The sequence below is a fragment of the Fibrobacter sp. UWT2 genome (assembly GCF_900142545.1).
Lineage (GTDB): Bacteria > Fibrobacterota > Fibrobacteria > Fibrobacterales > Fibrobacteraceae > Fibrobacter.
Genome location: NZ_FRBF01000014.1, coordinates 61,628 through 86,938 on the forward strand (window position 1 = coordinate 61,628; position 25,311 = coordinate 86,938).

The 25,311-nt window shown below is 45.9% G+C and carries 30 protein-coding genes, 1 tRNA gene and 1 pseudogene; 17 read left to right on the forward strand and 15 right to left on the reverse strand.

The annotated features are described in order from the left end of the window. Positions 1-11: 11 nt before the first annotated feature. The 8 genes from BUA40_RS10415 to BUA40_RS10450 all read right to left on the reverse strand — a co-directional run bounded on the left by BUA40_RS10415 (position 12) and on the right by BUA40_RS10450 (position 6,818). On the reverse strand, positions 12-722 hold the full coding sequence (locus tag BUA40_RS10415) for a peptide arginase family protein (RefSeq protein WP_072800625.1): 711 nt from the start codon (positions 720-722) through the stop codon (positions 12-14). Positions 723-739: 17 nt separating this feature from the next. After that, on the reverse strand, positions 740-1,897 hold the full coding sequence (locus BUA40_RS10420; protein WP_072800627.1) for a DUF3800 domain-containing protein: 1,158 nt from the start codon (positions 1,895-1,897) through the stop codon (positions 740-742). Between the two features lie 57 nt (positions 1,898-1,954). Continuing rightward, positions 1,955-2,416, reverse strand: coding sequence for a hypothetical protein (locus BUA40_RS10425; protein WP_072800629.1), 462 nt, complete (start codon positions 2,414-2,416; stop codon positions 1,955-1,957). Positions 2,417-2,459: 43 nt separating this feature from the next. Then, positions 2,460-2,843, reverse strand: coding sequence for a hypothetical protein (locus BUA40_RS10430; protein WP_072800631.1), 384 nt, complete (start codon positions 2,841-2,843; stop codon positions 2,460-2,462). 59 nt (positions 2,844-2,902) lie between these two features. Further along, positions 2,903-3,529 (reverse strand): hypothetical protein, encoded by a 627-nt coding sequence (locus BUA40_RS10435; RefSeq protein ID WP_072800633.1) that lies wholly within the window; start codon positions 3,527-3,529, stop codon positions 2,903-2,905. A 1-nt stretch (position 3,530) separates the two neighbouring features. Further along, positions 3,531-4,613, reverse strand: a complete 1,083-nt coding sequence (locus BUA40_RS10440; protein WP_218588191.1) for a restriction endonuclease subunit S — start codon at positions 4,611-4,613, stop codon at positions 3,531-3,533. 285 nt (positions 4,614-4,898) lie between these two features. Beyond that, entirely contained in the window at positions 4,899-6,458 is a 1,560-nt protein-coding gene (locus tag BUA40_RS10445; RefSeq protein WP_072800636.1) for a type I restriction-modification system subunit M, read from the reverse strand. A 78-nt stretch (positions 6,459-6,536) separates the two neighbouring features. Further along, positions 6,537-6,818, reverse strand: coding sequence for a hypothetical protein (locus tag BUA40_RS10450; RefSeq protein WP_178299614.1), 282 nt, complete (start codon positions 6,816-6,818; stop codon positions 6,537-6,539). 246 nt (positions 6,819-7,064) lie between these two features. Between BUA40_RS10450 and BUA40_RS10455 the strand changes: the two genes are divergently transcribed. The 5 genes from BUA40_RS10455 to BUA40_RS10475 all read left to right on the forward strand — a co-directional run bounded on the left by BUA40_RS10455 (position 7,065) and on the right by BUA40_RS10475 (position 10,984). After that, positions 7,065-7,412 (forward strand): MORN repeat-containing protein, encoded by a 348-nt coding sequence (locus BUA40_RS10455; RefSeq protein WP_072800640.1) that lies wholly within the window; start codon positions 7,065-7,067, stop codon positions 7,410-7,412. 116 nt (positions 7,413-7,528) lie between these two features. Further along, positions 7,529-8,356: a TIGR02452 family protein gene (locus BUA40_RS10460; protein ID WP_072800642.1), complete on the forward strand. Its 828-nt coding sequence runs from the start codon at positions 7,529-7,531 to the stop codon at positions 8,354-8,356. Positions 8,357-8,371: 15 nt separating this feature from the next. Further along, on the forward strand, positions 8,372-9,391 hold the full coding sequence (locus tag BUA40_RS10465; RefSeq protein WP_072800644.1) for a macro domain-containing protein: 1,020 nt from the start codon (positions 8,372-8,374) through the stop codon (positions 9,389-9,391). Positions 9,392-9,509: 118 nt separating this feature from the next. Continuing rightward, positions 9,510-10,160 carry a vWA domain-containing protein gene (locus BUA40_RS10470; protein WP_072800646.1) on the forward strand — a complete coding sequence of 217 codons (651 nt, stop codon included), beginning with the start codon at positions 9,510-9,512 and terminating at the stop codon, positions 10,158-10,160. 29 nt (positions 10,161-10,189) lie between these two features. Next, the gene (locus BUA40_RS10475; protein WP_072800647.1) at positions 10,190-10,984 is read left to right on the forward strand and encodes a thioredoxin family protein; all 795 of its coding nucleotides are present in this window, start codon (positions 10,190-10,192) and stop codon (positions 10,982-10,984) included. A gap of 5 nt (positions 10,985-10,989) precedes the next feature. On the opposite strand, the gene BUA40_RS14910 is transcribed toward BUA40_RS10475, so the two are convergent. The 4 genes and pseudogenes from BUA40_RS14910 to BUA40_RS10490 form a co-directional block, all read right to left on the reverse strand. Then, positions 10,990-11,856 carry a TolB family protein gene (locus BUA40_RS14910; protein ID WP_369827623.1) on the reverse strand — a complete coding sequence of 289 codons (867 nt, stop codon included), beginning with the start codon at positions 11,854-11,856 and terminating at the stop codon, positions 10,990-10,992. A gap of 666 nt (positions 11,857-12,522) precedes the next feature. After that, positions 12,523-12,867: pseudogene (locus tag BUA40_RS14915) on the reverse strand (Gfo/Idh/MocA family protein); the annotation flags it as partial. A 442-nt stretch (positions 12,868-13,309) separates the two neighbouring features. Further along, the gene (locus BUA40_RS10485; protein WP_072800651.1) at positions 13,310-13,708 is read right to left on the reverse strand and encodes a pyridoxamine 5'-phosphate oxidase family protein; all 399 of its coding nucleotides are present in this window, start codon (positions 13,706-13,708) and stop codon (positions 13,310-13,312) included. A 9-nt stretch (positions 13,709-13,717) separates the two neighbouring features. Continuing rightward, positions 13,718-14,218: an O-acetyl-ADP-ribose deacetylase gene (locus BUA40_RS10490; RefSeq protein ID WP_072800653.1), complete on the reverse strand. Its 501-nt coding sequence runs from the start codon at positions 14,216-14,218 to the stop codon at positions 13,718-13,720. 96 nt (positions 14,219-14,314) lie between these two features. Between BUA40_RS10490 and BUA40_RS10495 the strand changes: the two genes are divergently transcribed. The 12 genes from BUA40_RS10495 to BUA40_RS10550 all read left to right on the forward strand — a co-directional run bounded on the left by BUA40_RS10495 (position 14,315) and on the right by BUA40_RS10550 (position 22,435). Continuing rightward, complete coding sequence (locus BUA40_RS10495) at positions 14,315-14,632, forward strand: hypothetical protein (RefSeq protein WP_072800655.1); 318 nt, start codon at positions 14,315-14,317, stop codon at positions 14,630-14,632. Positions 14,633-14,644: 12 nt separating this feature from the next. Continuing rightward, positions 14,645-15,025, forward strand: coding sequence for a VOC family protein (locus BUA40_RS10500; RefSeq protein ID WP_072800657.1), 381 nt, complete (start codon positions 14,645-14,647; stop codon positions 15,023-15,025). Between the two features lie 19 nt (positions 15,026-15,044). Continuing rightward, complete coding sequence (locus tag BUA40_RS10505) at positions 15,045-15,710, forward strand: hypothetical protein (protein WP_143149774.1); 666 nt, start codon at positions 15,045-15,047, stop codon at positions 15,708-15,710. Between the two features lie 198 nt (positions 15,711-15,908). After that, a complete protein-coding gene (locus BUA40_RS10510; protein WP_143149775.1) occupies positions 15,909-16,769 on the forward strand; it encodes a hypothetical protein in 861 nt (286 codons plus the stop codon). Between the two features lie 158 nt (positions 16,770-16,927). Next, on the forward strand, positions 16,928-17,632 hold the full coding sequence (locus tag BUA40_RS10515; RefSeq protein WP_072800664.1) for a 16S rRNA (guanine(527)-N(7))-methyltransferase RsmG: 705 nt from the start codon (positions 16,928-16,930) through the stop codon (positions 17,630-17,632). After that, a complete protein-coding gene (locus BUA40_RS10520) occupies positions 17,629-18,414 on the forward strand; it encodes a ParA family protein (protein WP_072800666.1) in 786 nt (261 codons plus the stop codon). Before BUA40_RS10515 ends, BUA40_RS10520 begins: the two co-directional genes overlap by 4 nt. 3 nt (positions 18,415-18,417) lie before the next feature. After that, complete coding sequence (locus BUA40_RS10525; RefSeq protein WP_072800668.1) at positions 18,418-19,407, forward strand: ParB/RepB/Spo0J family partition protein; 990 nt, start codon at positions 18,418-18,420, stop codon at positions 19,405-19,407. Between the two features lie 6 nt (positions 19,408-19,413). Further along, entirely contained in the window at positions 19,414-20,214 is an 801-nt protein-coding gene (locus BUA40_RS10530; protein WP_072800670.1) for a M23 family metallopeptidase, read from the forward strand. A gap of 86 nt (positions 20,215-20,300) precedes the next feature. Beyond that, complete coding sequence (locus tag BUA40_RS10535) at positions 20,301-20,696, forward strand: bactofilin family protein (protein WP_072800672.1); 396 nt, start codon at positions 20,301-20,303, stop codon at positions 20,694-20,696. A gap of 410 nt (positions 20,697-21,106) precedes the next feature. Further along, positions 21,107-21,847 carry a metallophosphoesterase family protein gene (locus BUA40_RS10540; protein ID WP_072800674.1) on the forward strand — a complete coding sequence of 247 codons (741 nt, stop codon included), beginning with the start codon at positions 21,107-21,109 and terminating at the stop codon, positions 21,845-21,847. A 46-nt stretch (positions 21,848-21,893) separates the two neighbouring features. Further along, positions 21,894-21,966: transfer RNA gene (locus BUA40_RS10545), tRNA-Met, on the forward strand. Between the two features lie 22 nt (positions 21,967-21,988). Then, on the forward strand, positions 21,989-22,435 hold the full coding sequence (locus tag BUA40_RS10550; protein ID WP_072800676.1) for a hypothetical protein: 447 nt from the start codon (positions 21,989-21,991) through the stop codon (positions 22,433-22,435). A gap of 26 nt (positions 22,436-22,461) precedes the next feature. Here the strand turns inward: BUA40_RS10550 and BUA40_RS10555 are convergent, their stop codons facing one another. The 3 genes from BUA40_RS10555 to BUA40_RS14590 are packed head-to-tail and all read right to left on the reverse strand — an operon-like array spanning position 22,462 to position 24,874. Beyond that, positions 22,462-23,799 (reverse strand): GGDEF domain-containing response regulator, encoded by a 1,338-nt coding sequence (locus BUA40_RS10555; RefSeq protein ID WP_072800678.1) that lies wholly within the window; start codon positions 23,797-23,799, stop codon positions 22,462-22,464. Between the two features lie 58 nt (positions 23,800-23,857). Further along, positions 23,858-24,703 (reverse strand): lysophospholipid acyltransferase family protein, encoded by an 846-nt coding sequence (locus BUA40_RS10560; RefSeq protein WP_072800679.1) that lies wholly within the window; start codon positions 24,701-24,703, stop codon positions 23,858-23,860. 6 nt (positions 24,704-24,709) lie between these two features. Then, positions 24,710-24,874 carry a hypothetical protein gene (locus BUA40_RS14590; RefSeq protein ID WP_178299616.1) on the reverse strand — a complete coding sequence of 55 codons (165 nt, stop codon included), beginning with the start codon at positions 24,872-24,874 and terminating at the stop codon, positions 24,710-24,712. Positions 24,875-25,311 lie beyond the last annotated feature (437 nt).

Here is a 25,311-nt window from a genome sequence, read left to right on the forward strand (position 1 = left end):
CACCCCACCTTTTATTTATAAAACGGAGCGAGGCATTTCCAAAGGTTCATATCTATATCCAAATCTCTTTCAATTAATTTCATTTCCCGAACAAGTCCATTTAGAATTTTTTCTCCATAGCAACATGTTGGCGAAAAAGCAATCGTCACAACAATTTTTGACTGGTACTGTCGCAAGCATTTTTTAACCCTCCATAATACGAGGCTCATCTTATCAAGCCACTTATTCAAAGGGTTTTTATTTGGGGTAAAAAAAGCATCAATATCTAAATTAATTATTAAAAATTCGTCAGGATTAACAACCAAGTTGTCTAAGTATTTTATAATAGTTTTCCATTTTCGAACAGATTTATTATCACTGCTAAAATCTTTAATTTCAAGGTTTAGATGTTTTTGTTTGAAATAGTCAATATAATTATCCCATAAAAATAACTTGAAATTACCGAGACTATTTTGCTGATCTTGATATTCATCTATACTCATATTTCCTACAGGTTTAATATTTGGCGGAATATTTAAACAAGCATTCCCATCCCAATGGCGATCAATATGAATTACGCGGATTTTGGAATAAGTCCCCTTTGCATACTCCTGTTCCCAGCACCACAATGCTAACCTGTGATTATCCATAACATATATGGGAAGATTATCATCCTTCCATAAAAAAATTTCTTCATACGCATCATAATTAATGCGCGGAGTACTTCTTTGGTATATATACATCTTTTTCTCCTATTGTTTTATTTTTCTTCCATCAGTTTTGCAAGAGACTGATATTCTGCTCTTTCAAAAAGATTGACTTTACCATTTGTTCCCATTTTAATCACATCATTACAGCGTTTCAGCCTAGATAACATTGGCATAATAATATTTTTTCCATGATCTACAAAATCAAATAATTCGTTTTCATTGGCAGGAATTTTATAGCCACCGACACTACTCGCTATAATCACATCCTCATCTCTCAATTTCGCAATAATCTTATTGCGAAAAGCCTGCAAACTCATTTTTTCAAATCCAAGATAAACTAACTGAGAAATGAGTTCATTAGTTGGTATATATTTTCTTGGCGATCGATTCATAAAACGGAATAGCAAATACTTCAATACAGCTAACTGCATTTTTACTTCGTCCGTTACATCTTTCTTATGAATTTCACAAAAATACTTAGCCTTGCGAAAACAAATATCAGCAATTAAGGGGTTGTATTCAGGATTTACATCGGCATGTTCCGCATTAAATGATTCGAAAGTTTCAGGAAATTCTCTAATCCTTAAAATTTTTTCATCAAAAACCGCTTTGTAATTTGATCCATCCGCATACAACTTTTTGTATTCGTCATAACAAAAAGCAAGCGAGCCGCTTACTATGTCGGCAACCTGAATAATCACAGAATGCTTGCTATTTTCAAAGCGAAATAAACTTTTATCAAAGAAAGACAAGGGTATTTCCTTGCTCCTTACATATTTCGCAAAGGATTCCATATAATCATTATCGCCCATTTCATCAGCGACAATAACAAGATTACTAAAAGTAATCCTCAACTCTTTATAAACCAAATTGTTTATAAATTTGTAGAAAGAAGGTTTATAATGAAGACCTGAATTTTCTGCAATTTTCCGTTTATCACAAACTACGGCAAATATTTTAAATGGCAATTTAAGCAATTTTTGGATAATAAGATTACGCCGTTGGTGATCTTTTGATATATTACTTGACTTCATCTCTCCTGTTTGGAAATAATACTTTCTTATTTCTTCAACACCAGCAGAAACCTTCCCCAAATCACATTCATCAACAATAATTGCGGAAACGATAAAATGAGTTGAACTAGATTCACTCTCAAAATTGAATCCATATTGTCCGAACTCATCTACGAACGCAAATTTTGTAGACATTTCCTATGCACCCATTTCGAAGAAAAAGTTTGATCTGTTTTTTATCAGCCCAATCTTTCACTTCTTATATATCGTATACTCAATACCGGCCTTTTTATACAAAGCCATCCAATCATCTTCATTGGATGGATCCCTTGCGTTTTTCAAATCGTTGTTATTCTCAGACCTTGTAACAATCATATAAATTGATCTATCCAGCAAAATATCTTCTATCTGCTCAATAGAAAGATTTTCCTTTTGCAATTTGGAAAGAATAAATTTTGCAGTCTCTGTAACTCTGTAAAGATGATCCCAAGTTGTACTTTCTTCACCCTTGCTTGCTCTTTTTGAAATACCAATGATAAAGGCTTTTATTTTAGGTTGCCCATGCGTTATAACCCCCGCACCCCACAAAGGCAACAAATTGGGTTTACTTTCATCATAAAGTTTAGCTGTAGCCTCCAGCATTTGTGCTGCCAGCCTTAGCTTTTCTTTTTGTATTTTGGTTAAAAATTTTCTCTTTTCGTTCGCCGTCATCATAAATTACTCTTATTGTTGAGTTTATTTCTAATTATATAACTTTTTATTTTTCAATTCTATCTATCACAGCCTGCAATGGACCTGATATTTTGCCTTTTTCAAGTCTAATCGCTTCATTGACGCAAATATGAGCCTTTCCATATTCTCTCATATCGGCGTAAGCGGCCGCAACAGTTGTCAAGAATGCTGAATTTATGAAATTTTGTCCAAATTTCTGCTTTACTTCAGTGGCCAAGTCTATAACGCTTGAAGGATTACCAATCTGTCTGTAACACCGTCCCATCATCGAGAGAATGGATTTGAACTTGAACTTTTTTTCATCCGTTACAAGTTTGAGAGCGTCTTCATAACAGATAACGGCTTTGTTGTAGTTGTCTTTTTTATAGGCTTCATTGCCTTCATTCAATAAACGTTCAAAATCATCCATTTTCGTTTCCATTTCGTAGAAAAAAAGAAAACCTTAATTATTTGTTAAATCTGATTCCACTACTGAAACGGAACTTCTATTGCCACATCAACCCGAGAGTAAAAATCAGAATCAACAAGCATCGGCTTATAATCTAGTTCCCATCGCATTATTTCATTATCTTCATTCCAAAATTGTATTGGGTGAGATTCAATACCCAAATCGTTTGGAAATTTCCAAGCAGTCAACGAAAACAGAATTGTTGGATCAAGAACATAATTAGTTCTAAAAGTTAACCATGCATGAACATTGACATCATTTTCGAAATTATGTCCTTTTCTTATAGTTTCCTTTAAGCTAGCCTCCGTGATGTCATAAGGACTTTTTCCTCCAATAAAAACATTCCCAACAGTATACGCCAAATCTTTAGGATCGCAATAATTATTTTTTATCATCCATTGTAGCATATCATAAGCGACCACATGACACGCATGCGCTATTGGCAAACCATTTTTTTCTCGTAATGGCATATAATAGTTTAAGAAATCATGTTCCATAATTTCATAACATTCATATGCATCACTATAATCTTTTTTAGCATTGAAAGAAAGTAAATCCTTATACGAAAAATACTTCTCCGGGGCGGCGTCGGGGATGTACTTTTTGCGAGCGAGAAAGGCTTCAAGAAAGTCGTTTCTGTAGGACATACTACGCTCCCATTTTGGAGAGGAGAAGGGTTTGCATTTTGGTTAGGGTTTGATTTTCTCTGTTGTGCAATTTAATTTTGGTAAATATCGGTATATATTCTTGTTTTAATGCTTTAAATTGCTCTTCCGACGGAATTACTATTGGAAAATCTTCAATTTGCGGACCACTAATGTGCAAAATTGTAGAACCTGTATTCACACGAGATACATAATCAGAAAACTTTTCCATTTTCAAAGACATATAGATATAATGCTGCTTTTCAATAGCATTCGTTCTTAGTCGAGCTACTCGCTGTGCAAGAAGTAGAGGTAAATCGTATTCTGTTACTAAAGACCAATTCTTTCCTACTTTTGAACCGTCCATGCCAATGACGACATCCCATTCTTGCAAATAGCATTTTGCTATTCGCTCAGTAATTTCATCATTATATTTTTTTACCGTATCCCAACGAAGGCTTTGCTCGGTAACATTTTCTCCACGTAAAGCGATAATCCCATCTTTGTCTGAATATCGTTCACCATCAAATGGAAAACCAGTAAAACAACTGCATAAATCTCCCAATTTTCCCTTAACAATAGAACTATCTTCTTGAAACATTTTGCGATAAATTGCACAAGCGGTTTGTTCGAGGGTGGCGATGAGTTTCTTGTTGGTTTCTATGCGGGTGGCGAGGGTGTTGTATTCGGCGACGATTTCGCGCTGTTTTTCAATCGCGGGGACGGGGACCTGGACTTCGCACATTTCTTCCCAGTCAAAGACTTCGCGGGCGCTGCCGTGAGAATGGAAGCGGGCGTAGCGGTCAAATTCCGGGCGACGGAACCACATCATCAGATATTCGGGATCCAAGGCGTTCGTATCAACGACTTCAAAAACGGTATAAATTGCCGAAACCAAAGCCGGTTCTTCATTTTCTTTTAGATAGGCAATTGCAATTTTATCTCCACGTCGTGACGTATCTGCGATATAAACAAATTGATTCGGATACACAATTTTATACGATGACATATCCGTGCCAATCGTATTAGCAATAGACGGGATAAACTCTTTCGTCACGCTTATCCCAAGCAGTCGTTCGACTTTCAAGTCCCTGTTCCGCACATCTACGGGCCGTATGTAGTCTCCAAGCCGTTTCATCATTCCACTTTATCCGATACCTTAAATTTGAAAATAGTTCCTTTTTGTCGAAAATAACGCGTAAACCATAAAAAAGGCAAGAAAAACGGGAGTATTACTTCCGAAATTCAGCGAAAATCGGGAGTAGCAGTTCAGAATATCTTGTTTTATCACACGGATTCGCTCAGGTCTAACGACCTTCGCTGTTTTTTACTTCCGTGAGTACCGTTAGGTACGAACCAATCCGTGTGACATTTATAGTTCAAATCCCAGGTTCTTGAAGACTTTGGCGAGTTCCTTTTCGCTTTCTTTTTCGGCCTTGAGGAGGGTGCGCATTTCCGCCTGGAGTTCGCGCATCTTTTCGTCAAAGTTCACGGCCTCGTCGCGGTTCTTGAATTCGATGTACTTGCTCGGCACGAGCGACCAGTTTTTCGCCTCGATTTCTTTTAGGGTGGCGGTGGCGCAGTATTCGGGTTCGTCCTTGATTTTCTGCGTTTGCCATTTGTGGTAAGTGCCGCTGATTTTTGCGATGTCCTCGGCGCTGAACTGGGTGTATTTCTTTTCGAAGGGTTCGCCCATCTGGCGCAGGTCCATAAAGAGCACTTCGCCTTTGCGGTTACGATACTTGCGCATGGCATCGCCGACCTTGACTTCGCGGGCGGTCTTGTTGTTGTTCAGAATCCAGAGCGTCACGCTGATGTCGGTGGAATAGAACATGTTGCGGGGCAGAATGAGGATTGCCTCGACCTTGTCGTTCTGCAGGAGTTCCTTGCGGATTTGCTGTTCGTCGCCTTCGCCGCTGAGCGCACCGTTACTGAGCAAGAAGCCCGCCACGCCGTTTTCGGAGAGTTTCGAGAGGATGTTCAGAATCCAACCGTAGTTCGCGTTGCTCGTGGGCGGCACGGTGTAGCCTTTCCAGCGCGGGTCGTCGAGGAGTTCGTTTTCGGCACGCCACGATTTCTGGTTGAACGGCGGGTTCGCCATGATAAAGTCGGCTTTCAAATCCTTGTGCTGGTCTTCGGCGAAGGTGTCGGCGGGTTTGTCGCCCAGGTTGCCGGAGATACCGCGGATGGCGAGGTTCATCTTCGCTAGTTTGTACGTGGTGCCGGTGTATTCCTGGCCATATACGGAGACTTCGCGCTTGTTGCCGTGATGCGCCTCGATAAACTTCATGCTCTGCACAAACATGCCGCCCGAACCGCAGCAGGGGTCGTAAATCTTGCCGCGGTAGGGTTCAATCATTTCGGCGATGAGTCCGACGATTGTCTTGGGCGTATAGAATTCACCCTTGCCCTTGCCTTCGGCGATGGCGAACTTGCCGAGGAAATATTCATAGACGCGGCCAACGACATCCTGTTCCTTGTCCTTGATGGTGTCGATGCCGTCGATGTCGCTGATGAGCGCCGCGAGTTTCGCGGTGTCGAGCTGCAGGCGCGAGAAATAGTTGTCGGGGAGCGCCCCGCGCAACGCCTTGTTCTTCTTTTCTATGTTCGCAAGCGCGGTATCGATCAGGAGCGCAATGTCGCTTTGGCGGGCGTGCTCGATGATAAAGCTCCAGCGGGAAGTTTCTTCCAGGTAAAAGACGTTGTCCTTGTTGTAGAACTCGGGCATCTCTACGTATTTCTGGCGGCCGGCGGCGATAAGCTTTTCGCGCTGTTCCTCGAACTTGTCGCTTGCGAACTTGAGGAAGATAAGCGAAAGCACCACGTGCTTGTATTCAGCGGGTTCCACGCTGCCGCGCAACTTGTTCGCAGACTCCCAGAGGGACGCCTCTACGGACTTTTCGGGGACGGATTTTTTAGAAACTTTTGGCATAGTGGAAATATATAATAATGGAGTGACAATGAGGTGACAGAAATGGGGTTTTAGAGGCAGCGCCCCTCTCCAATAAAATCACCCGTAGTATTTCTCGTAAAAGGCCTTGAATGCAGGGATTTCTTCAGCTACGGAATAGGCCGTTTTCATATAGCGGTTGAACAATAGCGCCTTGAACCCTTCGGGCACGCCGTCATCTTCCCGGAATTCCTTCACGTAGCACCTGTATTCTTCAATCTGGTCTTTGTCGTCGCCCATGGAGGCGTAACACCGCTCGTAGAACCAGAGCATCGCCTTGTCCTGATCCTTACCCTCGAAGGGATTTTCACTTTCGTTCTTGAAGTATCTGAAGAATTGCATCATGAAAAATATACATCAAAAAAAATCCGAACGGGCCTATTGACAAACTTGATTTTTGAATTTATATTGTAGTGCACAAGTGTGTAGTCTTTAGTATGGTTCTGTCAAGTCATTCAGTATTTTTTTCCAAAACTGCGGGTTAACTGCATTCTGGCTGCGGTTTCGGATGGGCTGACGTATTTTTGATTCCTTTTTCGTAAAGAATAAAGTATTTTAGGGATAATCCAGGAAGACTGTGGAGGCGTTATGTCATCAGAAGTAAGAATCTATAAAGGCCATTATACCAGCGGATCTGCCGTTTGGACTTTTGCGGATAACCGTTTGTACTCTGGTCATTATGCCAGCGGTACGGCTGCGTATTGCTTTGACAATGGTCGCATTTACAAGGGCCATTACGCTAGCGGCACTTCGGAATGGTGTGTAAAAGACAATCGCATTTATGCGGGACATTATGCCAGCGGCACTGCGGAATACTGCATTGACGATGGCCGAATTTTCGAAGGTCATTATGCCAGTGGTTCCGCTATTGCTTGCGTTGATAAGGCTCGGGATTTGCCTCTTTACGTGCTTGCCTTTGTGGCGACGTTGTTTTGATTAATAATCCAAATTTTATTCCGAATAGGAAAAAGGGGCTTTTTGCTAACCGAGGTCCCGTGCAAATATAACAAAATTCCACAAAAAAGCGATAATAAAATAAAAACGGGATTATTATGCAAAAAATCAATTATAGACAGTTGAACGTTACCGTATTCCAGGACACTGCAGAACATTGCCGTACCAACGCGCGGCTCCGCGAATCCATCGCGCAATCCAGACAGGCGCAAAAGTTCACGGGCGAATGCGAATCTGTCACCGTCGAAAACCGCAACATTTATGCGGAGCAGGCCAAGGTCATTGTTTCACAAAAGCGAACATTCGAAGCGGCGCAGGCATACGCAGGCACCAAAGTCGCAGCACTCAACTTTGCATCGGCTTCGTGCCCGGGCGGCGGCGTCACAACGGGGGCAGGCGCCCAAGAAGAAAGCCTTTGCAGGTGTTCGACTTTGTACGACTGCCTCAACGATCAAAAAATGTGGGAACTTTTCTACGAGCCGCATCGCCGTCAAAGAAATTCGCTGCACACCGATGACTGCATTTACACGCCGGGCGTAACCGTATTCAAGACCGACGTTTCGGCCCCTGAATTGCTCAGCGAAACGGACTGGTACAATGTAGATATCATCACGTGCGCGGCGCCGAACCTGGGCTACAGCGACGTCACAATTTCAGACGAGGCGCTCAAGCAACTCCACATCAAGCGACTCCGCCGCATTCTGGATATCGCCATTTTCAACAAAGTAGAAAACATCGTGCTAGGGGCATTCGGTTGCGGGGCATTCATGAACGACCCGAAAATCGTGGCAAGCGCCACCGCCGAGGTCATCAAGGATTACCTTTTCGCCTTCAAGACGATCGAGTTCGCGGTATTCTGCCGCCCCGGTTTTGAACAGAACTACAGGGAATTCAGCAAAATCAACTCAACCATTCTCGAAAAATAATGTATTTTAAGTGATATGCCCTTAAAGATTGTTCGTAACGACATCACCAAAGTCAAGGCCGATGCCATCGTGAATTCCGCAAACAAGAACCCGATTTGCGGAGGTGGCACCGAATACCATATTTACCAGGCGGCAGGTTACGACAATCTCTTAAAGGCACGCGAACAAGTCGGCGCCCTGAACGTGGCCGAAGTTGCGGTCACGCCCGCATTCGCACTGAACGCCAAGTACATCATCCACACCGTAGGCCCCATGTGGAACGGCGGTGTTTCCGGTGAAACATTCGCGCTCGAAAATTGCTACACGCACGCCCTCGAAAAAGCGAAAGAACTCGGCTGCAGCTCCATCGCGTTTCCGCTCATTTCTAGTGGCGTATTCAGGTTCCCCAAAGACAGCGCATTAAAAATCGCCTTAAAGGCCATCGGCGACTTTTTGCAGACAAACGAAATAGATGTGCAGCTAGTCGTATTCGACCGCAAATCCTTCGAAGTCTCCGAAGACCTGTACAGTGACATTCACGCCTACATCGATGATAATTACGTACAAGATAAATACGACGATGTACATGATTATGTAAGGCAACGATGGAACGAAAGGGTATTCGCCTATTGTGACATTGAAGAAATGTCGAACGCAGTGGCTCCCGAAGCAGATGGTCTGCACACCGAGAGCCTCGACGACATCCTTGCGAAACCGGGTGAAACTTTCTGCGACAAGCTCTTCCATTTGATTCACGAAAAGAACCTGGACGATGTCGATGTCTACAAGCGCGCAAACCTGGACCGCAAACATTTCTCCAAAATCCGCAGCAACGTAGACTACAAGCCCACAAAAAAGACGGCACTCGCGCTCGCCATCGCGCTCCACCTGAATCTAGACGAAACAGCCGACCTGCTTTCCCGCGCAGGGTTAGCGCTCTCCCCCTCCAACAAGGGCGACCTGATCGTTTCCTATTTCATCGAGCGCGAAAAGTACGACATTTGGGAAATCAACAGCTATCTCTTTAAATTCGGCCAGCCCTCCCTCGGCGCATAACCGCCAAATTCGCCTTTTTTAAATGTCGCCTGCCAGGCGACCAATTTCGCCTTTACAGCATCTATAATTGTTTCCGTTCACCCTAAAAAGCCGCACAAATAGCGGCACGGAGGCAATCATGAAAAAAGGACTCACCGAAATCGTATTCATCCTCGACCGCAGCGGATCCATGAGCGGGCTCGAAAAAGACACCATCGGGGGCTTCAACAGCACCATCGAAAAGCAGAAGCAGGAATCTGGCGAGGCATACGTCTCCACTGTTCTCTTCGACACCGAAATGGAAGTACTCCACGACCGCGTTCCGCTCGCAAACATCGCACCGCTCACCGACAAGGAATACTACGCCCGCGGCTGCACCGCCCTGCTCGACGCTATCGGCGGCGCCATTCACCACATCGGAAACGTGCACAAATACGCCCGCGAAGAAGACCGCCCCGAAAAAACGATCTTCGTCATCACCACCGACGGCTACGAAAATGCAAGCCATAAGTATTCCGCCGAACGCGTAAAGCAGATGATCGAACGCCAAAAAGAAAAATACGGCTGGGAATTCATCTTCCTCGGCGCAAACATCGACGCCATCGAAACCGCCAGGAACTTCGGCATCGACGAATCCCGCGCCGCGAACTTCGTAAACGACGAACCAGGAATAGGCGTTATGTACGAGGCGCAATGCTGCCTCATGAGCGACATCCGCAACAACCGCGTCAACGAACGCCAGTGGAAAAAGTACGTAGACGCCGACTACAATCGTCGAAGCAAGAGGTAAAGCTATAGCTTTTTCCTATATTGTTTCGCATGAAACTGACTCAATTTTTTTCCAGCGCCTGCGCCATAGTCTTTATGGCGGGCGCTTTGACTTATGCCGCTGCAAAAAACGCCACCCCGGCCTACAACGAAGACATTAAAATCGTCAAGGTAAACGACAGCAATTTCGAAAGTGAAATTCTGAAATCCAAGAAGCCGGTGATTCTGGAAATTTCTTCGACCAGCTGCCCGCCGTGCCTCATCATGATCCCGACACTCATCGGCATCGCGAAAAACTACAGCGACATCAAAATCGCCTCGGTCGGCATCGACGAACCGGGCATCGAAAAAATAAAGGCATCGCTCCCGATCCAGGCCTTCCCCACTTTCTTCCTCATCAAGGACGGCAAGATTGTGAACAAATTAGTCGGCGCCGTCAAAGAAGAAGAATTGCTCGCGGCCTTGCAGTACACGCCTAAAAAAGGTGCCGCCAAGCCCGCCAAAAAAGCAAAGAATTCCCCGAAGAACCTTGTGTGCAAAACGCCCGGTCAGTTCAACGGCCTCAAAAATCTGGTCACGATCTCGTTCGTATTCGGCGCCACCGAAATCGAAAATGTCGACATCGTAACCGACGTATTCGTACCGCCCGAAATGAGCGACAGACGCGAACAGATGATCGAACACGTGCGCGCCAGCGGCAAGGGCGAGGTGGAGCCCACCATGACCGGGTTCCGCATGCACATCGACAACAACTGCCGATTCATGAAGGCTATGGACATGAAACGCACCTCGACTTACGGCGAGATGCGTGCTGGCCTTGAACTGCAAGGCTTCACCTGCGAATAAAGCAATTATTTTTCGTACCTTACATACGCAAAGCGCTTGCTGTCGGGGGCCCAGGAATTCACATTAATTGTTCCCTGGCCGCCGAACAGCTTGAGGATCGTACGCGGCTCGCTCCAGCCGGTTTTATCGCTACCCGTCATCAGGCGGATTTCCACATTCTTGTTCGGAACATGTTCGCCGGGGCGCACGTCGCGCTCATGGTAGGCAAGCATCACGACCTTCGTGCGGTCGGGCGAAATGTGCGGGAACCAAGTGTTCCAATGCGCATCGAAAGTCATCTGCGTCTGCTCGGAACCGTCGGCCTTCATGCGCCACGCCTGCATACGGCCGGTGCGCACTGAATTGAACCAGATGTATTCGCCGTCGCAGTCATATTCCGGGCCATCGTTCAAGCCGAATGCTGTCGTAAGTTGCGTTTCATTGCCTCCGGCCGCAGGAATGGTGTAGATATCGTATTCGCCATTACGTTCGGCGCAGTAGGCGAGCGTTTTCCCATCCGTCGTAATCCCGTGAAGGTAGCTTGGGGCTAGGGGAGTCACCAGTTCCGGCACGCGGCCGTCAAAGAAAATCTTGTAAATGCGCGAAAGCCCGTCTTCCTTGGTGTGGTGGCTTACGAAAAGTCCCAAGTTATCGGGCGAAAGCACGTGGTCGTTGTTGCAGTTGTCCACGAAGTAACTCGGCACTTCGCTCACGTCGCCCGAGGCAATCTCGTATTTATAGATGCGACCTTCGCTATTGAAAGAGAGGAATTTTCCGTCGGCGCTCCAGTTGGGCGCCTCAATGACGCGGTCAAATTCCTTGAGCAGTTTTGTTTCACCGGAAACAATATCGAAAACCTCAAGATAGGACTTGTTGCCGCTGCGGTCCCAAATCTGAGCGGGGGAGAGCTCGAACGGGTAAGACACACCCCAATTTGCCCGGAGCGAATCCATCTGCGTCATCATCTGCATCGTTTTGCTATGCGGGATTTCGGCACATTCCTTCAGTCCCTTTTCAAGGGCGGCCTTGCAAGCAAGCACCTCGTACTCGTAGCAGTTTTTGATTCGTGGGGGAGTCTTGGATTCCACCATCTGCCCGGCAACGTCAAAAAGCTGGATTTCGACCATGTCGTTCAGGTTCTGCACACGGATGAACCCATCCGTACCGTAAATGACACCTTCGTTTTTAAGGGGCGCCACCATCGAAGTTTTCAAATGCGCCACCTGGCCGTTTGCATAAACCAGGTCAATCCAGTCCGTGGCATCCACACCCGTGTGGAACTTGACGCAGTGGGTCTTGGTCTCCACGATATGATTTTCGACACCGGCAATTTCAGCATCCGTCAAAAAGATATCCGCAAAAGTCAGGCTATAAATGCCCAGGTCCAAAAGGGCGCCACCCGCCAGAGCCGGGTTACGCAATCGCTCGATATGCGAAAGCGGCATCGAAAAGTCGGCTTCCACACCTTTCACCTTCCCGATCTTGCCCCCGGCAATCCAGTCCTTGACCATCTGCACCGCCGGTAAAAAACGAGTCCACATCGCCTCGCTCAGGAACACGCCCTTCTCTTCGGCAAGGGCTACCACCTCGGAAGCCATCAGCGCATTGGCCGTAAACGCCTTTTCGACCAGCAGGTTTTTACCATGTTCCAGGCAAAGCAGAATATTGTTGTAATGCTCGGAGTGGGGGGTAGCCACATAAATCAGGTCCACCTGGGGATCCTGCACCAAATCCAGGTAGCTGCCGTACGCGCGACCAAAGCCATATTCTTTAGCAAATTTTTCTGCCTTATCCAATGAACGGGATGCCACAGCGTAAGCTTCTACGCCGCGATCTTCAATCGCCTTGACCGCCGCAGCCATCTTCGTCGCAATATGGCCACATCCGAGAATTGCAAATTTCATAAAAACCTCACTACTTAATATAGACTAGTTTAGGCGATCCGTGCCTAAAAAAATCACCTATAAATGGACTCAATCGTATACATCAACAGCCGGTTTTCTGCTGTTGATAAGTTCAGATTTTCCACCATCATCCATTTACACCTATCAACAGGTGTGTTAATATAGAGTTTATATTATGTTAATATGCATAAGTAGCGATTTTTCAATTCAAACACATTATCCACAAATGTGCAAATTTGTTTCACGTGAAACTTTCGTTTTTTTGAAATTTTTGGTGGACTAAATTTTGTCTGTTGATACAGCGTCGACATTTATCCCAAATTTATTCACTATATTGAAAGATGTTGAAGATTTTGCAACGATGGTTGTTAATAGGATGTTTACAAAATTTATCAACAAAAGGCGACCTTTCATGGTGGAAAAAAAGTTTTTCTAGAAAAAACTAGAATTTCACGACGCGGGGAGAGGCGCCAAAGGCGTAGAACGTGGCAGTCGCATCCTTAAAGTAGAGCGTTTCGGTATTGTCGTCATCGGGCGAATACATGAACTTGAGTTCGGGATAGTGCTCGAGCATATGGACCTTGGGTTCGCGACGGTCATCGCGGACAAGCGTACCGGCAACGCGAAGCCACTTGTTTCCCTCGGAGTTCATGGCACAAATCTCGACCTTGCCGTTTTTCTGAATCTGCTTGGAGCAGTCCTTCGACTTGCCGGTCTGAATGTAGAGCTTGCCCTCGAAAATTTCGATGGTGCCGAAGGGGCGTACACGCGGCTGGTCGCCGTCAACCGTCGCCAAAAAGTAGGCGCCACATTCCTTGATGAAGTTCTTGACTTCTTCCATATTGATCTCCTATTTGGATTTTACTTCTTGATAAACTTTCAACATTTCATCCCCAAAGCAACAGAAAACGACCTTTTTGACGTTTTTTGCGGGGAACTTATCAACAGTCCGGATTGCAATCTCGGCAGCAGCCTTCCAGGGGTAGCCATAAACACCTGCCGAAATAGCGGGGAAGGCAACCGTCTCGCAGCCATTTTCCTCGGCCAGATCGAGACAGCTCTTGTAGCAAGATTCCAGAAGTTCGGGTTCACCATGCAAGCCATCCCGATAAACCGGACCCGGAGTGTGAATAACAAACTCTGCGGGGAGTCTGAAACCCGGAGTGATTTTGGCCTTACCCGTCTCGCAACCGTTCAGGGGAATGCAGGACCTCAAGAGCTCCGGACCTGCCGCCCGGTGAATTGCCCCATCGACACCGCCACCACCCAAAAGCGAACAGTTCGCCGCATTCACAATGGCGTCGACCTTCAGCTTGGTGATATCACCCTGGATAATTTCAGTCTCTATCATAAAAATCTCCATGAGAAATATACATAATTGGTAGGAGAATCAGAGCAAACCTTTCTCACAATTTTTTTATATATTAATACTACCGGGGGTTAATTCATGAAATTTCAAATAGCCTTACTCGCCATTATAACACTGGCGGAACTGTCAAGCGCACAGCTCCTGCCTCCTAAAAAAACAGAAAACATTCCAAAAATCGATAGTGCCCTTGTATTCAGAGTCAACTATGGCGATGAATCGGCTCCGATAGACGACCCTCAAAAGGAGGAGGAGCCGATAACGGAACCAACCAGAGGAAGAAGCCATAGTGGTTTCGATTTCAAGAGCTCCCTAATATGGACAGGAATTTGTGCCACCGAAGCAATCCTTTCAAAAGGGGCAAGCGCCAATTCCCTTTGCTTTCGTGGCCAGCCGTAAGGTTCTAAAAGAATGAAAATCGAACATGTCGCCATCTGGGTAAAAGACATCGACAAAATATGCGAATTCTACCGAAAGTATTTTGGTGGGGTAGTTCACCCGATTTATCATAATCCGGCAAAACAGTTCACCAGCCGGTTCATCACCTTCGACGACGGAGCTCGTTTGGAAATAATGCACAAACCAGAAATGTTCCACGTGGAACAATCGGAACATCTCGGGTATGCGCACCTATCTTTTTCTGTCGGTTCCAAAGAAGAGGTAGACCGCCTCACCCAAAAAATGTCCGAAGACGGAATCCAGGTGGTGGGGCAACCCCGAACAACCGGTGACGGGTATTATGAAAGTGTGGTTCTCGATCCCGAAGGCAATAGGGTAGAGATTACAGTTTAGAAAAAGGGCGGAGTTAGGTATGAGGAGAACATTCATTATATTGGCAGCGGCGTTTTTGAATGCCCATGCGATCGATTGTATTAGACACACATTCGATTATTTCGCAACGGACTTCGAAAATCATGTACTCGTCTTGCCCAGCGAAATGTTCCCGGATAGTATCCATCAGAAACAAAACGGACGAGTCAATACCATCAAGTATCATTGGACAGGCAATCACCTGGACAGCATGAGCCTATCCCAATCTTGCCTTGCCCGCGGTTACGAAAAAAAATCCACCTTCATTCCCGACTGGAAAATTGACTCCACCAAGGTAGGCAAGGTCAAGAAATACGACTGGAAATCTCTGAAAGACGGATGGCACTTTACGGTCTACCGCGGAAAAGATTCCGTCTATATCGATAATGACAATGAACAACACCAGATATTCTACCTCAAAAACGATACCATTTACGAAGTCAATAACTGGGTTCCCAGGAATTTGAAAACTTACCACGACCCCGATAATAAGAGCAAGTGTATTCGAAAAAGCGATAATAACTTTATCATCGACACTTATGAATACGAAATGAAGGGGAATACCCTTATCCAGAAATCAATCAAGTTCGACCATAACAGATACATCAAAGCCCCCGGCCCCTGCATGGGCGGCAACGAATATACCACTATATATTATAAGAAGTGAGATGTTTGGCCTTTGGCTTCGCCAAAGTCCGACACCCTGCGGTTACCAAATATATATGAAACTTGAAACTTTAGTTTCGTAGTTGAGTTATCCTCTATGAGGAAAAATATGCGAGCACATTTTTGCTTGGTAACCTTGGTTGTGTTTCACGTGGAACACAACCAAGCAAACATAAAACCTTTTACTATATTTCCCAATATGAAAAAGACATTCTTCATTATTCTTTCCCTCGCAGTCTATTCCCTTGCATTGGACTGTGTCAACCTTGCAACCTTTGGACAGATAAACACTCTCCCAAACGCACGACCAGATAGTGCAAGCACATATACCCTGATTCGCACCTTAGTCGGCGAAGAGCTTATAGAAACATTCGTTCCTCGTTATAACACAAGGAAAATAGTATGGAATGGAAACACCCTCGAAAAAACGATTAATTACGAAGGTAGCGACATTGATTCTTTAAAAGTCAAAAGTACTGTTTCGCAATCAATCACCATTGAACGAGACGGTGATAAAATTTATGCCATCTACGGCGGCGAAGGATCCAAATACGCAGATACAACCTACATCAGTCAAGACTCTTCATACGGCAGTTCTTCTACTCGCGGTTATAAGAACGGCTCTAGTTACGAAACGAGTCGAGTTGAAAAAAGAGTTGTCAGGAACGACTCCCTCTTTGTCTTAAAATCATTCTTCGAAAGCGGCAGCGATTATTTTTCTCGTGGCTATGACGGATATCTTATCACCCATGATCCCGACAACAAAGATCAATGCATCGAAAAGATATACCACTTTAACGATGACGATTCCATGGATGTGAAAGACAACATTCTCAGTATCTATACCATTGAAGAAACGGACAATGGTTTTGTGACAACGCGAAAAATGGTTAACGACAGCACCATTTATAAAGTTTTCTACGTATATAATGAGATGACCACATCCATCCATCATAAAGTTCGCCCGGCAGTCAATTACAAAAAGGCAAAACATTTCGACCTCCTCGGCCGCCCCGCCAACAAAAAATATATCATGAGTGTTCCACGTGGAACATTCTAACCTATTTTTTATTCACACAAAATCCACATTTATCAAAAACTTATCCACGGATATTTTTAAAAAGTGAAAGGGCACCAGCCCTTTTTTCTTGTATTCACATTTCATAATACTAAATTATGTTCGGGATATTCCATAAAAAGAATGTTCCACGTGGAACAATGAGTTATAGAGAAAACAAAAATCAGCAGAACCTTTTGAACCAGTTCTTGACGGAACATGGTGTGCAGCTGTCCGAAGATGTACTCGGCAAGCTTTATGATTTTGCAGACTTGGTGGTAAATACCAAGCAGTTTGGTAACCTGATTTCGGCAAAGGACTCCGAGAAGTTCTTGAGCAGACACATCGCCGATTCCCTCGTTCCCTATATATATATAGTGAACGGTGGATTGCAAGACAATTCAACTCCGAATTCCTCACTCCTCAAAGCGACCGAAGGGAGCGACCTCATACCCCACACCTGTAAGTGGGCCGATATGGGTGCGGGGGCAGGTTGTCCGATTTTTCCGCTCGCCATCGTTATGCCCCATGTGGAATTCTTTGCAGTCGAACCCCGCCATATGCGCGTGGAATTCATGAAGTTCGCCAAGGAAAAACTGCACCTGGATAATCTGACCGTCGTAGGCAAGCGTTTCGAAACTTCGGGACTTGCCTATCTGGACTATGTGAGTTGCCGCGCCCTTTCGACTTTCGAAAACGACTGGGAACGTGCCCAGCCCGGTTTGAAGGGCGGTGGAAAATTCCTCACGCTGAAAAGTTTCAACAATATTGTTCACCTGGAAAATGATCCGGCAGTACACATATATAAATATGCACTCCCGCAGGAAGAACAAGTTTACGCCTTAGTCACTCGAGGTAATGAATGAGTAAAGTGATAGCAGTCTGCAACCAGAAAGGTGGCGTGGGCAAGACCACGACCGCTGTCAACCTGGCCGCCAGTTTTGCCGCATTGGAAAAGAAGACTCTCCTTATCGACATGGACCCGCAGGGTAACGCGTCGCAGGGTCTCGGCTACAACGAACTTCAGGATGTCGATATCCACGAAGTCCTGAACATGGCCGACAATCCGGACAATATTACCTACGACAACATCAAGGACGCTATCCTCGATACGAGCCTCGACTACCTCAAGGTCATCACCTCCGGCCCTGACCTTGCCGTCATGGAAATCGAACTGGTGAACGCCATGAGCCGCGAACGCCGTCTCGAACGCGTGATGAACGTATTGAAGCAGTCTTTCGAATTCATCATCATCGACGCTCCTCCGAGCCTGAACCTTTTGACGCTGAACGTGCTGACCGCAGCTACCAGCGTGTTGATTCCGGTGCAGTGCGAATACTACGCCCTGCAGGGTATGACCGAACTTTTCAAGACTATCCGCGAAGTCCAGAAGAACCTGAACGCAAACCTCAAGATCGAAGGTGCGCTCCTCACCATGTACGATTCCCGCCTGAGCCTCTGCAAGCAGGTCGCCGAAGAAGTACGTGAAAACTTGAGCGACACCGTCTTCCAGGCAATGATTCCGAGAAACGTGAAACTCTCCGAAGCTCCGAGCCACGGCAAGCCCGCCATCCTTTACGATGTACAGAGCAGTGGTGCACAAGCGTACATGAAACTCGCCGAAGAAATCTTGAACAAGGGAAAGTAGTAAATGGGTAAAAAGTCTTTCGCATTGGGTCGCAGCCTCGCCGATATCCTCAAGGACCATTCCGCTCCGACAGCTTCCGACATTCAACAGTCCAATCCACAATCCGGCGATAATAACGCCGAAAATTCCGAAACTGTTGATAACTCCCAGAAAGTCGTCGAAATCAGCGTCGACCTCATCGACCCGAACCCGTTCCAGCCGCGTAAGGTTTTCAGCGACGACGAACTGGTCGAACTTGCAGATTCAATCGAACAGCACGGCTTGATCCAGCCGATCGCCGTCCGCAAGGTGGGCGACCGTTACCAGCTCATCAGCGGTGAACGCCGTACCCGCGCAAGCAAACTTGCCGGACTCCCGACCATCAAGGCCCAGGTTTACGAAAACCTCGACGACAAGGCCATGGCCGAATGGGCTCTCATCGAAAACATCCAGCGCGTCGACCTGAACCCGGTCGAAGTCGCCAAGTCTTATCAACAATTGATCGATAATCACGGCTACACTCACGAAGATTTGTCCAAGATTGTGAGTAAGTCGCGTTCCGCAATTACTAACGCACTTCGCCTGCTCAAGCTGCCGCCCCAGGTACTTTTGTGGATAGAAGAAGGAAAAATTTCCGGCGGTGCCGCCCGCGCCCTCTGCAGCGACAAGATCCAGAACGCCGAAGAAATTGCCAAGCGCATTATCGAAGAAGGACTGAACGTCCGCCAGATCGAAGCGATTGCCCGCGGCGAAGAACCGAAGGTTGCCCAACCGGAACAGCCCGCACCGGCAGACGAAGACCAGCCTGAAGTTCACAAGCCCGAAGTCGAAACCAAGCCGAAGCCGGAACTCAGCGCCGATATGAAGCAGTTCGAGATGCGTCTCGAAACCTTCTTCGGTACTAAGGTCCAGCTGAACCCGAGTGCTTCTACCGAAACCAAGGGTACTATCGTCATCAACTATTATTCCATGGACGACCTCAACCGAATCCAGGAACTCATGGAAAATCGCTAAACGAAAATGAAAGGCAAGTACTACAAAGTCCAGATTATCCCGGAAGACTCCAAGGAAATCAAGAGCTACCGTGTCAACACGAAGTGGTTCCTCTTCCTGAAAATCTTCCTGGTCGTATTTGTAATCGGTTCCGGATTCCTCATCTACAATGCTGGCCGAATCACGAAGATTGTCGTGCAGCACGAAAAGATGCGCACCGCCAACGCCCAGCTGGCAAAGCAGAACGCCAACTACGAAGAACTCTTTTCGAGAATTGACTCCCTGTGGGTTCTGGAAGAACGCATCCAGAATATCCTGGGAACTTTCATCGAAAACGATTCGGGCGTCATCAACAGTCTCATTGACAAGAGCCGTTTCGCCCACACGCCTTCCGAAAAAATCGACGTCGATTACGAGGGCATCCACGGGTGGAAGTCCATGGAAGAAAAGAGCCGACTGGAACATATTCCGAACGTAATCCCGGTAGTCGGAATCGTGAGCAAGAAATACAACGAAGTCGACGACCACCTGGGAACCGACTTTTCGGCGCAGGTCGGAAACCCGGTTTTTGCATCGGGTAGCGGAGTCGTAGAATTCGCAGGTCCCAAGAACGAACTGGGCAACACGGTCGTCATCAACCACCAGAACGGCTATATAACCAGTTATTCCCATCTGAAAGACATCCGGACCCGCAAGGGCAGAAACGTCGGAAAGGGCGAAATTATAGGTACAGTAGGCAATACAGGTAACAGCAGCGCCCCGCACTTGCACTATTCTATCACAAAAGACGGCAAGGAAATGGACCCGGAATTATTTATTAACTATTAAAAAGTTACAAGCTTTTAGTTACCAGTTGCCGGAATATTTTTATAAATTCACTATAACTAAAACGAATTTTAATTCATGAGGAAAAAATGGCTACAAAGGAACAGGAAATTACCCAGATCGGCCACAGCGTGACCATCAAGGGCGACATCAGCGGCAACAGTGACGTCCGTGTCGCAGGAAACATCAACGGCAGCATCTCTATCGAAGGTGAGCTCATCGTCGAACGCCAGGGTTATGTCGAAGGCGAAATCAAGACGACCACCGCCGTTATTGCAGGCTCCGTCAAGGGTAACATCGACTGCTCCGACAAGCTTATCCTCGAAAGCTCTTCCCAGTACGAAGGCAACATCAAGACCAAGCGTCTTATCATCCAGGAAGGTGCCGTATTCCAGGGCAACTGCCAGATGAACATCAAGCCTGTCGCTGCAGAAAAGCCGGCTGCTCCCGTTGCTCCCAAGAAAGAAGTAAACGCTCTTCTTTAATCAAGAGCCAAATAAAGACTTAGTACCCTCTTAACAGAGGGTCTTTGTTTTTTAGTCAAAAAAGAGGAGAAAAATTCAAATCCACACCTATACTATTAAACATCATTTATTTATATAAATAGTAATGGTAATTGATAGGGTGAATAGTGGATAAAATTGTGAAAACGAAATCATAAGTCTTTGAGAGGCAAAAACTTATAAAACTAAAAAAAGAGAAAATAAATGTTGAAAACTTTCAATATGTTCACTTTTTTCAATGTTGATAAGTGTTAAAGTAGGGTTTTCAATGCCAATTCACAGACGATGCACCGAAATATGTTGAAAATGCTATGATTTTTGTCACATTTGGCAATAAAAAGGAAAAAATTAGAAACACAGCATAGATATAATAGTTATATTGTACAAACAAAATGTCATCAAAGATCCTTAAAATAGGTCAGATATCCGATATCCATATCGGTAATGGAGAAGAGCTCGTACAGGGAATCGATGTTTGTGCGAATTTCCGTAAGGCTCTCTATTCCAAGTCTATGCAGAACCTGGATCTTTTGGTGTTGTCTGGAGACCTTTCCGAAAATTCCGAGCCGGGCGCATATGAATATGTCGCCTCCCTCCTGAAGGATTGCAAAAGTCCTTATTGCATTATTCCGGGCAACCATGATGACCTCAACGTCATGCGGAAATATTTCGACATCGAATCCGTGATTCACGGTGACAGGTGTTTCTACCGCTACGACTTGAACGGCCGGACTATCTTTTTCCTGGATAGCGCCTGCGGAAATGTTTCACCGGAACAGTTGACTTGGCTCAAGGAAGAAGCTGCAAAGATCAAGGATGAAATCATCCTGTTCATGCACCATCCGCCTTGTTTCTGCGGTCACCGTTTCATGGACTTGCGCTATCATCTTGAAAACATGGTCGAAGTCCAGCAGGTTCTTGCAGATATCAGGAATCTGACTCACATCTATGTGGGCCACTACCATCACCAGTTCGAAGTGAACATGGGTCGCCAGGTTGTGCATGTCGCACCGGCAACTCAGTTCCAGATTGATCCCAACGTACCCTATTTTAATCTGAAAAGTGCCGCTCCCGGCTGGCAATTGATAGAATGGGGCGAAAAATTTGTAGAAACTACAGTTTATTTTGAATGAACCCCTTGAATTTTTAAAACTATTTGACTAAATTTGGGAAAAATTTGGCGGCTTAGCTCAGTTGGTAGAGCGTCGGAATCATAATCCGCAGGTCTGTGGTTCGAGCCCACAAGCCGCTAGTATTTTGAAAAAGAGGCTGATATGTCAAGACGAATCCTAAAAGTGGCGTTGTTGATGATCGCCTCTTTTTTCGTAGCTCCGGTGTTTGTCGCTTGCGATAGCGCCGACGATAACGTACCTGAAATGAACCAGGTGCAGGCATCCACTCCCAAGACCGTGCCTATCGTGCAGGTGGATGCATTCACGGCTCCCAACTCTTCGGAAATTACAGCCGAAAAGGCCAAGCTCTACGTGAAGGCAAGTGCCGCTCTCGTGGAACTCGGAGTCCGTTGGTCCGAACGTATCGACAAGGCAAGCGATACCGAAAAGATCCAGATTCTCAATGCCTACAATGTGGCCCGCGACCAGCTTTGCGCCCGCGTCGGTCTCGCCGGCATTGCCGAATACAACTGGATTACCACGGTCGCCGTGCCTGATCCGAAGAACAAGCCGACTTTCGAAGCAGCCGGCATGCGCACTGCAAATTAAGTTTTTTGCAGTAAGCAATTGCAAGTCTAGCCGTGCAAGCTCTTCAGTTCCGGAGAGTACATCTTGTAAAAATCCCTGCCGTGTTCCTTTACAAAGTAAAGCGCCATGTCGGCCGCACGGTACAGGTCTTCGAAGTTCTTACCGTGTCCGGGAAATACGGATAATCCTATTGAAAGCGAGACGTGCCTTTCTAAAGGTTCGCCTGCAAAAAGGTGTCTTGCTTTATCCGAAATCATTGCGGCAAGCTTAACAGCCGTTTCGGGCTTGATATCTCGCAAGTATACCATAAATTCATCGCCACCGATACGTCCTGCAATATACATTCCTTTGAATGATTTGTGCAGGATGTCACCGATTTCTTTTAGCACGCGGTCACCGGCGGCGTGTCCGAACTTGTCGTTCACTTCCTTGAATTCGTCCACGTCGATCATCATCAGGGCACCGCGTTCATCGCAGTGCTTTTTGATGGTGTCCGTAATTTCGCTTTCGGTTTCCTGCTTGTTCAAAAGTCCCGTGAGCGAGTCCGTCTTGGAACGTTTTTCGAGTTCCAGCTTGAGCGACTGGATTTCTGTCACGTTATTGATAAGCGCGATAATTCCGTTGACATTTCCGTTTTCGTCAAAGACGGGGCGCTTGATCAGCTCCAGGTATTCGACTCCGTCTTTACCTTGTTCCTTGATGACGTAGTTGGTGCCTTTGCCCGTGCGCAAAAGTTCCTTGTCAGATTCCATTGCCTTTTTGGCGTTTTCCTTGTCTTCGCGAATTTCGATATCCGTCTTTCCGCGAATAGTCCAGTTCGGGTCGCCTTCGGTATGCAAATGGTGCCAGTAGTGGGTTGCGAAAACGTACTTGCCTTCGGCATCTTTCAGGTAAATGTTCGACGGCAGTTCCTTCAGGATTTTTTCGACTTCGGAGAATGTGGCCGAGTCCTTGCCCCTGATTGTATTGTTGATTCGAAGCATGATCAGTTCTTTACGGAACGGTGGCTCGAAGTATTCGTTTGCACCAGCTTCAATACAGGGGATGTAGTCATCGGAATTTTCAACTGCAGAAACGGCGATGTTCGGAATGCCCACGAATCGCTTGTCTTCGTTCAGTTTTTTCTGCAGCCAGAATCCGCTTTGCTTGCACAGTTCCACGTTGAACAGAATAGCCGAAATATTGTCGTGCTGCTTGTCTACCAGTTGCAATGCCTCATTTTCGGAATCCACGTCAATAATGGGATATTCTTCCGAAAGCATGGCGCGGAATTTTTTCAGGGCTGGGTTATTAATTTGTACAAGAACGAGCTTACGTTTCGCGATAGGTTGAACGACCTTCGCGTCATCGATATTGGAAATATTTTCATTTTCAAGTATCTGCATGATCCCAACACTCTTTTTGTATAGATATATATATTTTTTTGTGGCGGTGGTCAAAAATCTATTCCAACTTGGAATAGATTTCCGGATTGCAACTGTAGAAGCGTCGGTGAGTCCATCCATACCAGAGTGCGGGCTTTTCGGCGATTCGTTTTTCGAGCCAGTGGTTGAACGCTTCGTTGACGCTGTTTCCTGTCGGAGTGATTTCTGTTGCATGCAGGATTTTTTCCGAAGCTGTTTCTTCGAGCCAGCAAATGAATACAGGAGTTTCCGGACGGTGCCTTAATAAAAAGTCCGGTAGCGGATTGACGTGTACTTTTTTTCCGAGGAACGTGGACGTGGCTGCACTTTCGATTCGGCTGTCCTGATCCATCAATAGGCAGAACAGTTTTTTTTCGTCTAGCAGTCGCAAGAATTCGCGCGGGTTTTTCGCATTCACGGAATAATTTACTTTGTCTACAGAACGGATTCTGTTTTCGACAATGCGGTTGAGAACTGCGGGCTTTAGCGGTATGTAGCTAGCCTTGAGCGGAATGTCTAGGCGGCAGAGCCACGGGCCAATGGCTTCGTAGTTACCATAATGTGCGGTCAAGAAGATTCCGCCTTTGCGCATCTTGTCCAGTACAGGTTCGCTACCGTCCGCAAGTTTGTATGTAATTAGGTTCTGCTTGAAGGGGTAGCTACTGAAATCCTGCGACAATCTTTTGAATGAACCGAAGTCAAAAAGGATCTCGCTGACGTGACGAGACAGGTTAGAAATAATTTGTTTGTATTCTTTAGTATAAATTACTTTAGACGGATTGGAGTGTACAAAGTTCAAATTAGCTTGTACGACATCTCGCTTCCAGCCTGATACAAGCAGGAGCCTGTAAATGATTTTCTCGAAAATGTAGCCGGGCTTGAACAAGGTGAGTTAGTCCTTGTCCGGTTTGGGCTTCTTTTTATTGGAGTCGTTGGCGGATTCACTGAAGGGAAATACGAACCGTCCGCGGAGAACGCAACCGGGTGCACCCGGATCGCATTCCTTTTTCCGCTTGTTGCAGAATGTATTTCTCAAATGTCTGCACTCGTAACTCATATATGGAATTATAGAAAAGAACCGATGAAAAAGAAAAATTGGCTAGAAATAACGCCTATGAATGGCTATAGCCAAAATAAATATGTTAATAGAGTGTTAATAAATTGATTATTATGTGGATATAAAACAGAAAAATGGAAAAAAGTGAAAAAAAATGAAAAAAAATGCGCAAAACCTCTTGACAATCGTCACAGAAAGTTCTATAATTGGCCTCACCCTCGAACGAGAGAGCTGAAGAGCTCAAACGAACGAGAACGGAGGCCCGCGAGGCCGCCGGGAAGATTGAAGGAATCGGAGATGTGCTTAGTGACGGGTCCAAGAGATTTCTTGGAATAGTCAATAATACGAACGTGATTAACGGGACCAAGACTTTAAAAATTAATGAAGAGTTTGATCCTGGCTCAGAACGAACGCTGGTGGCGTGTCTTATACATGCA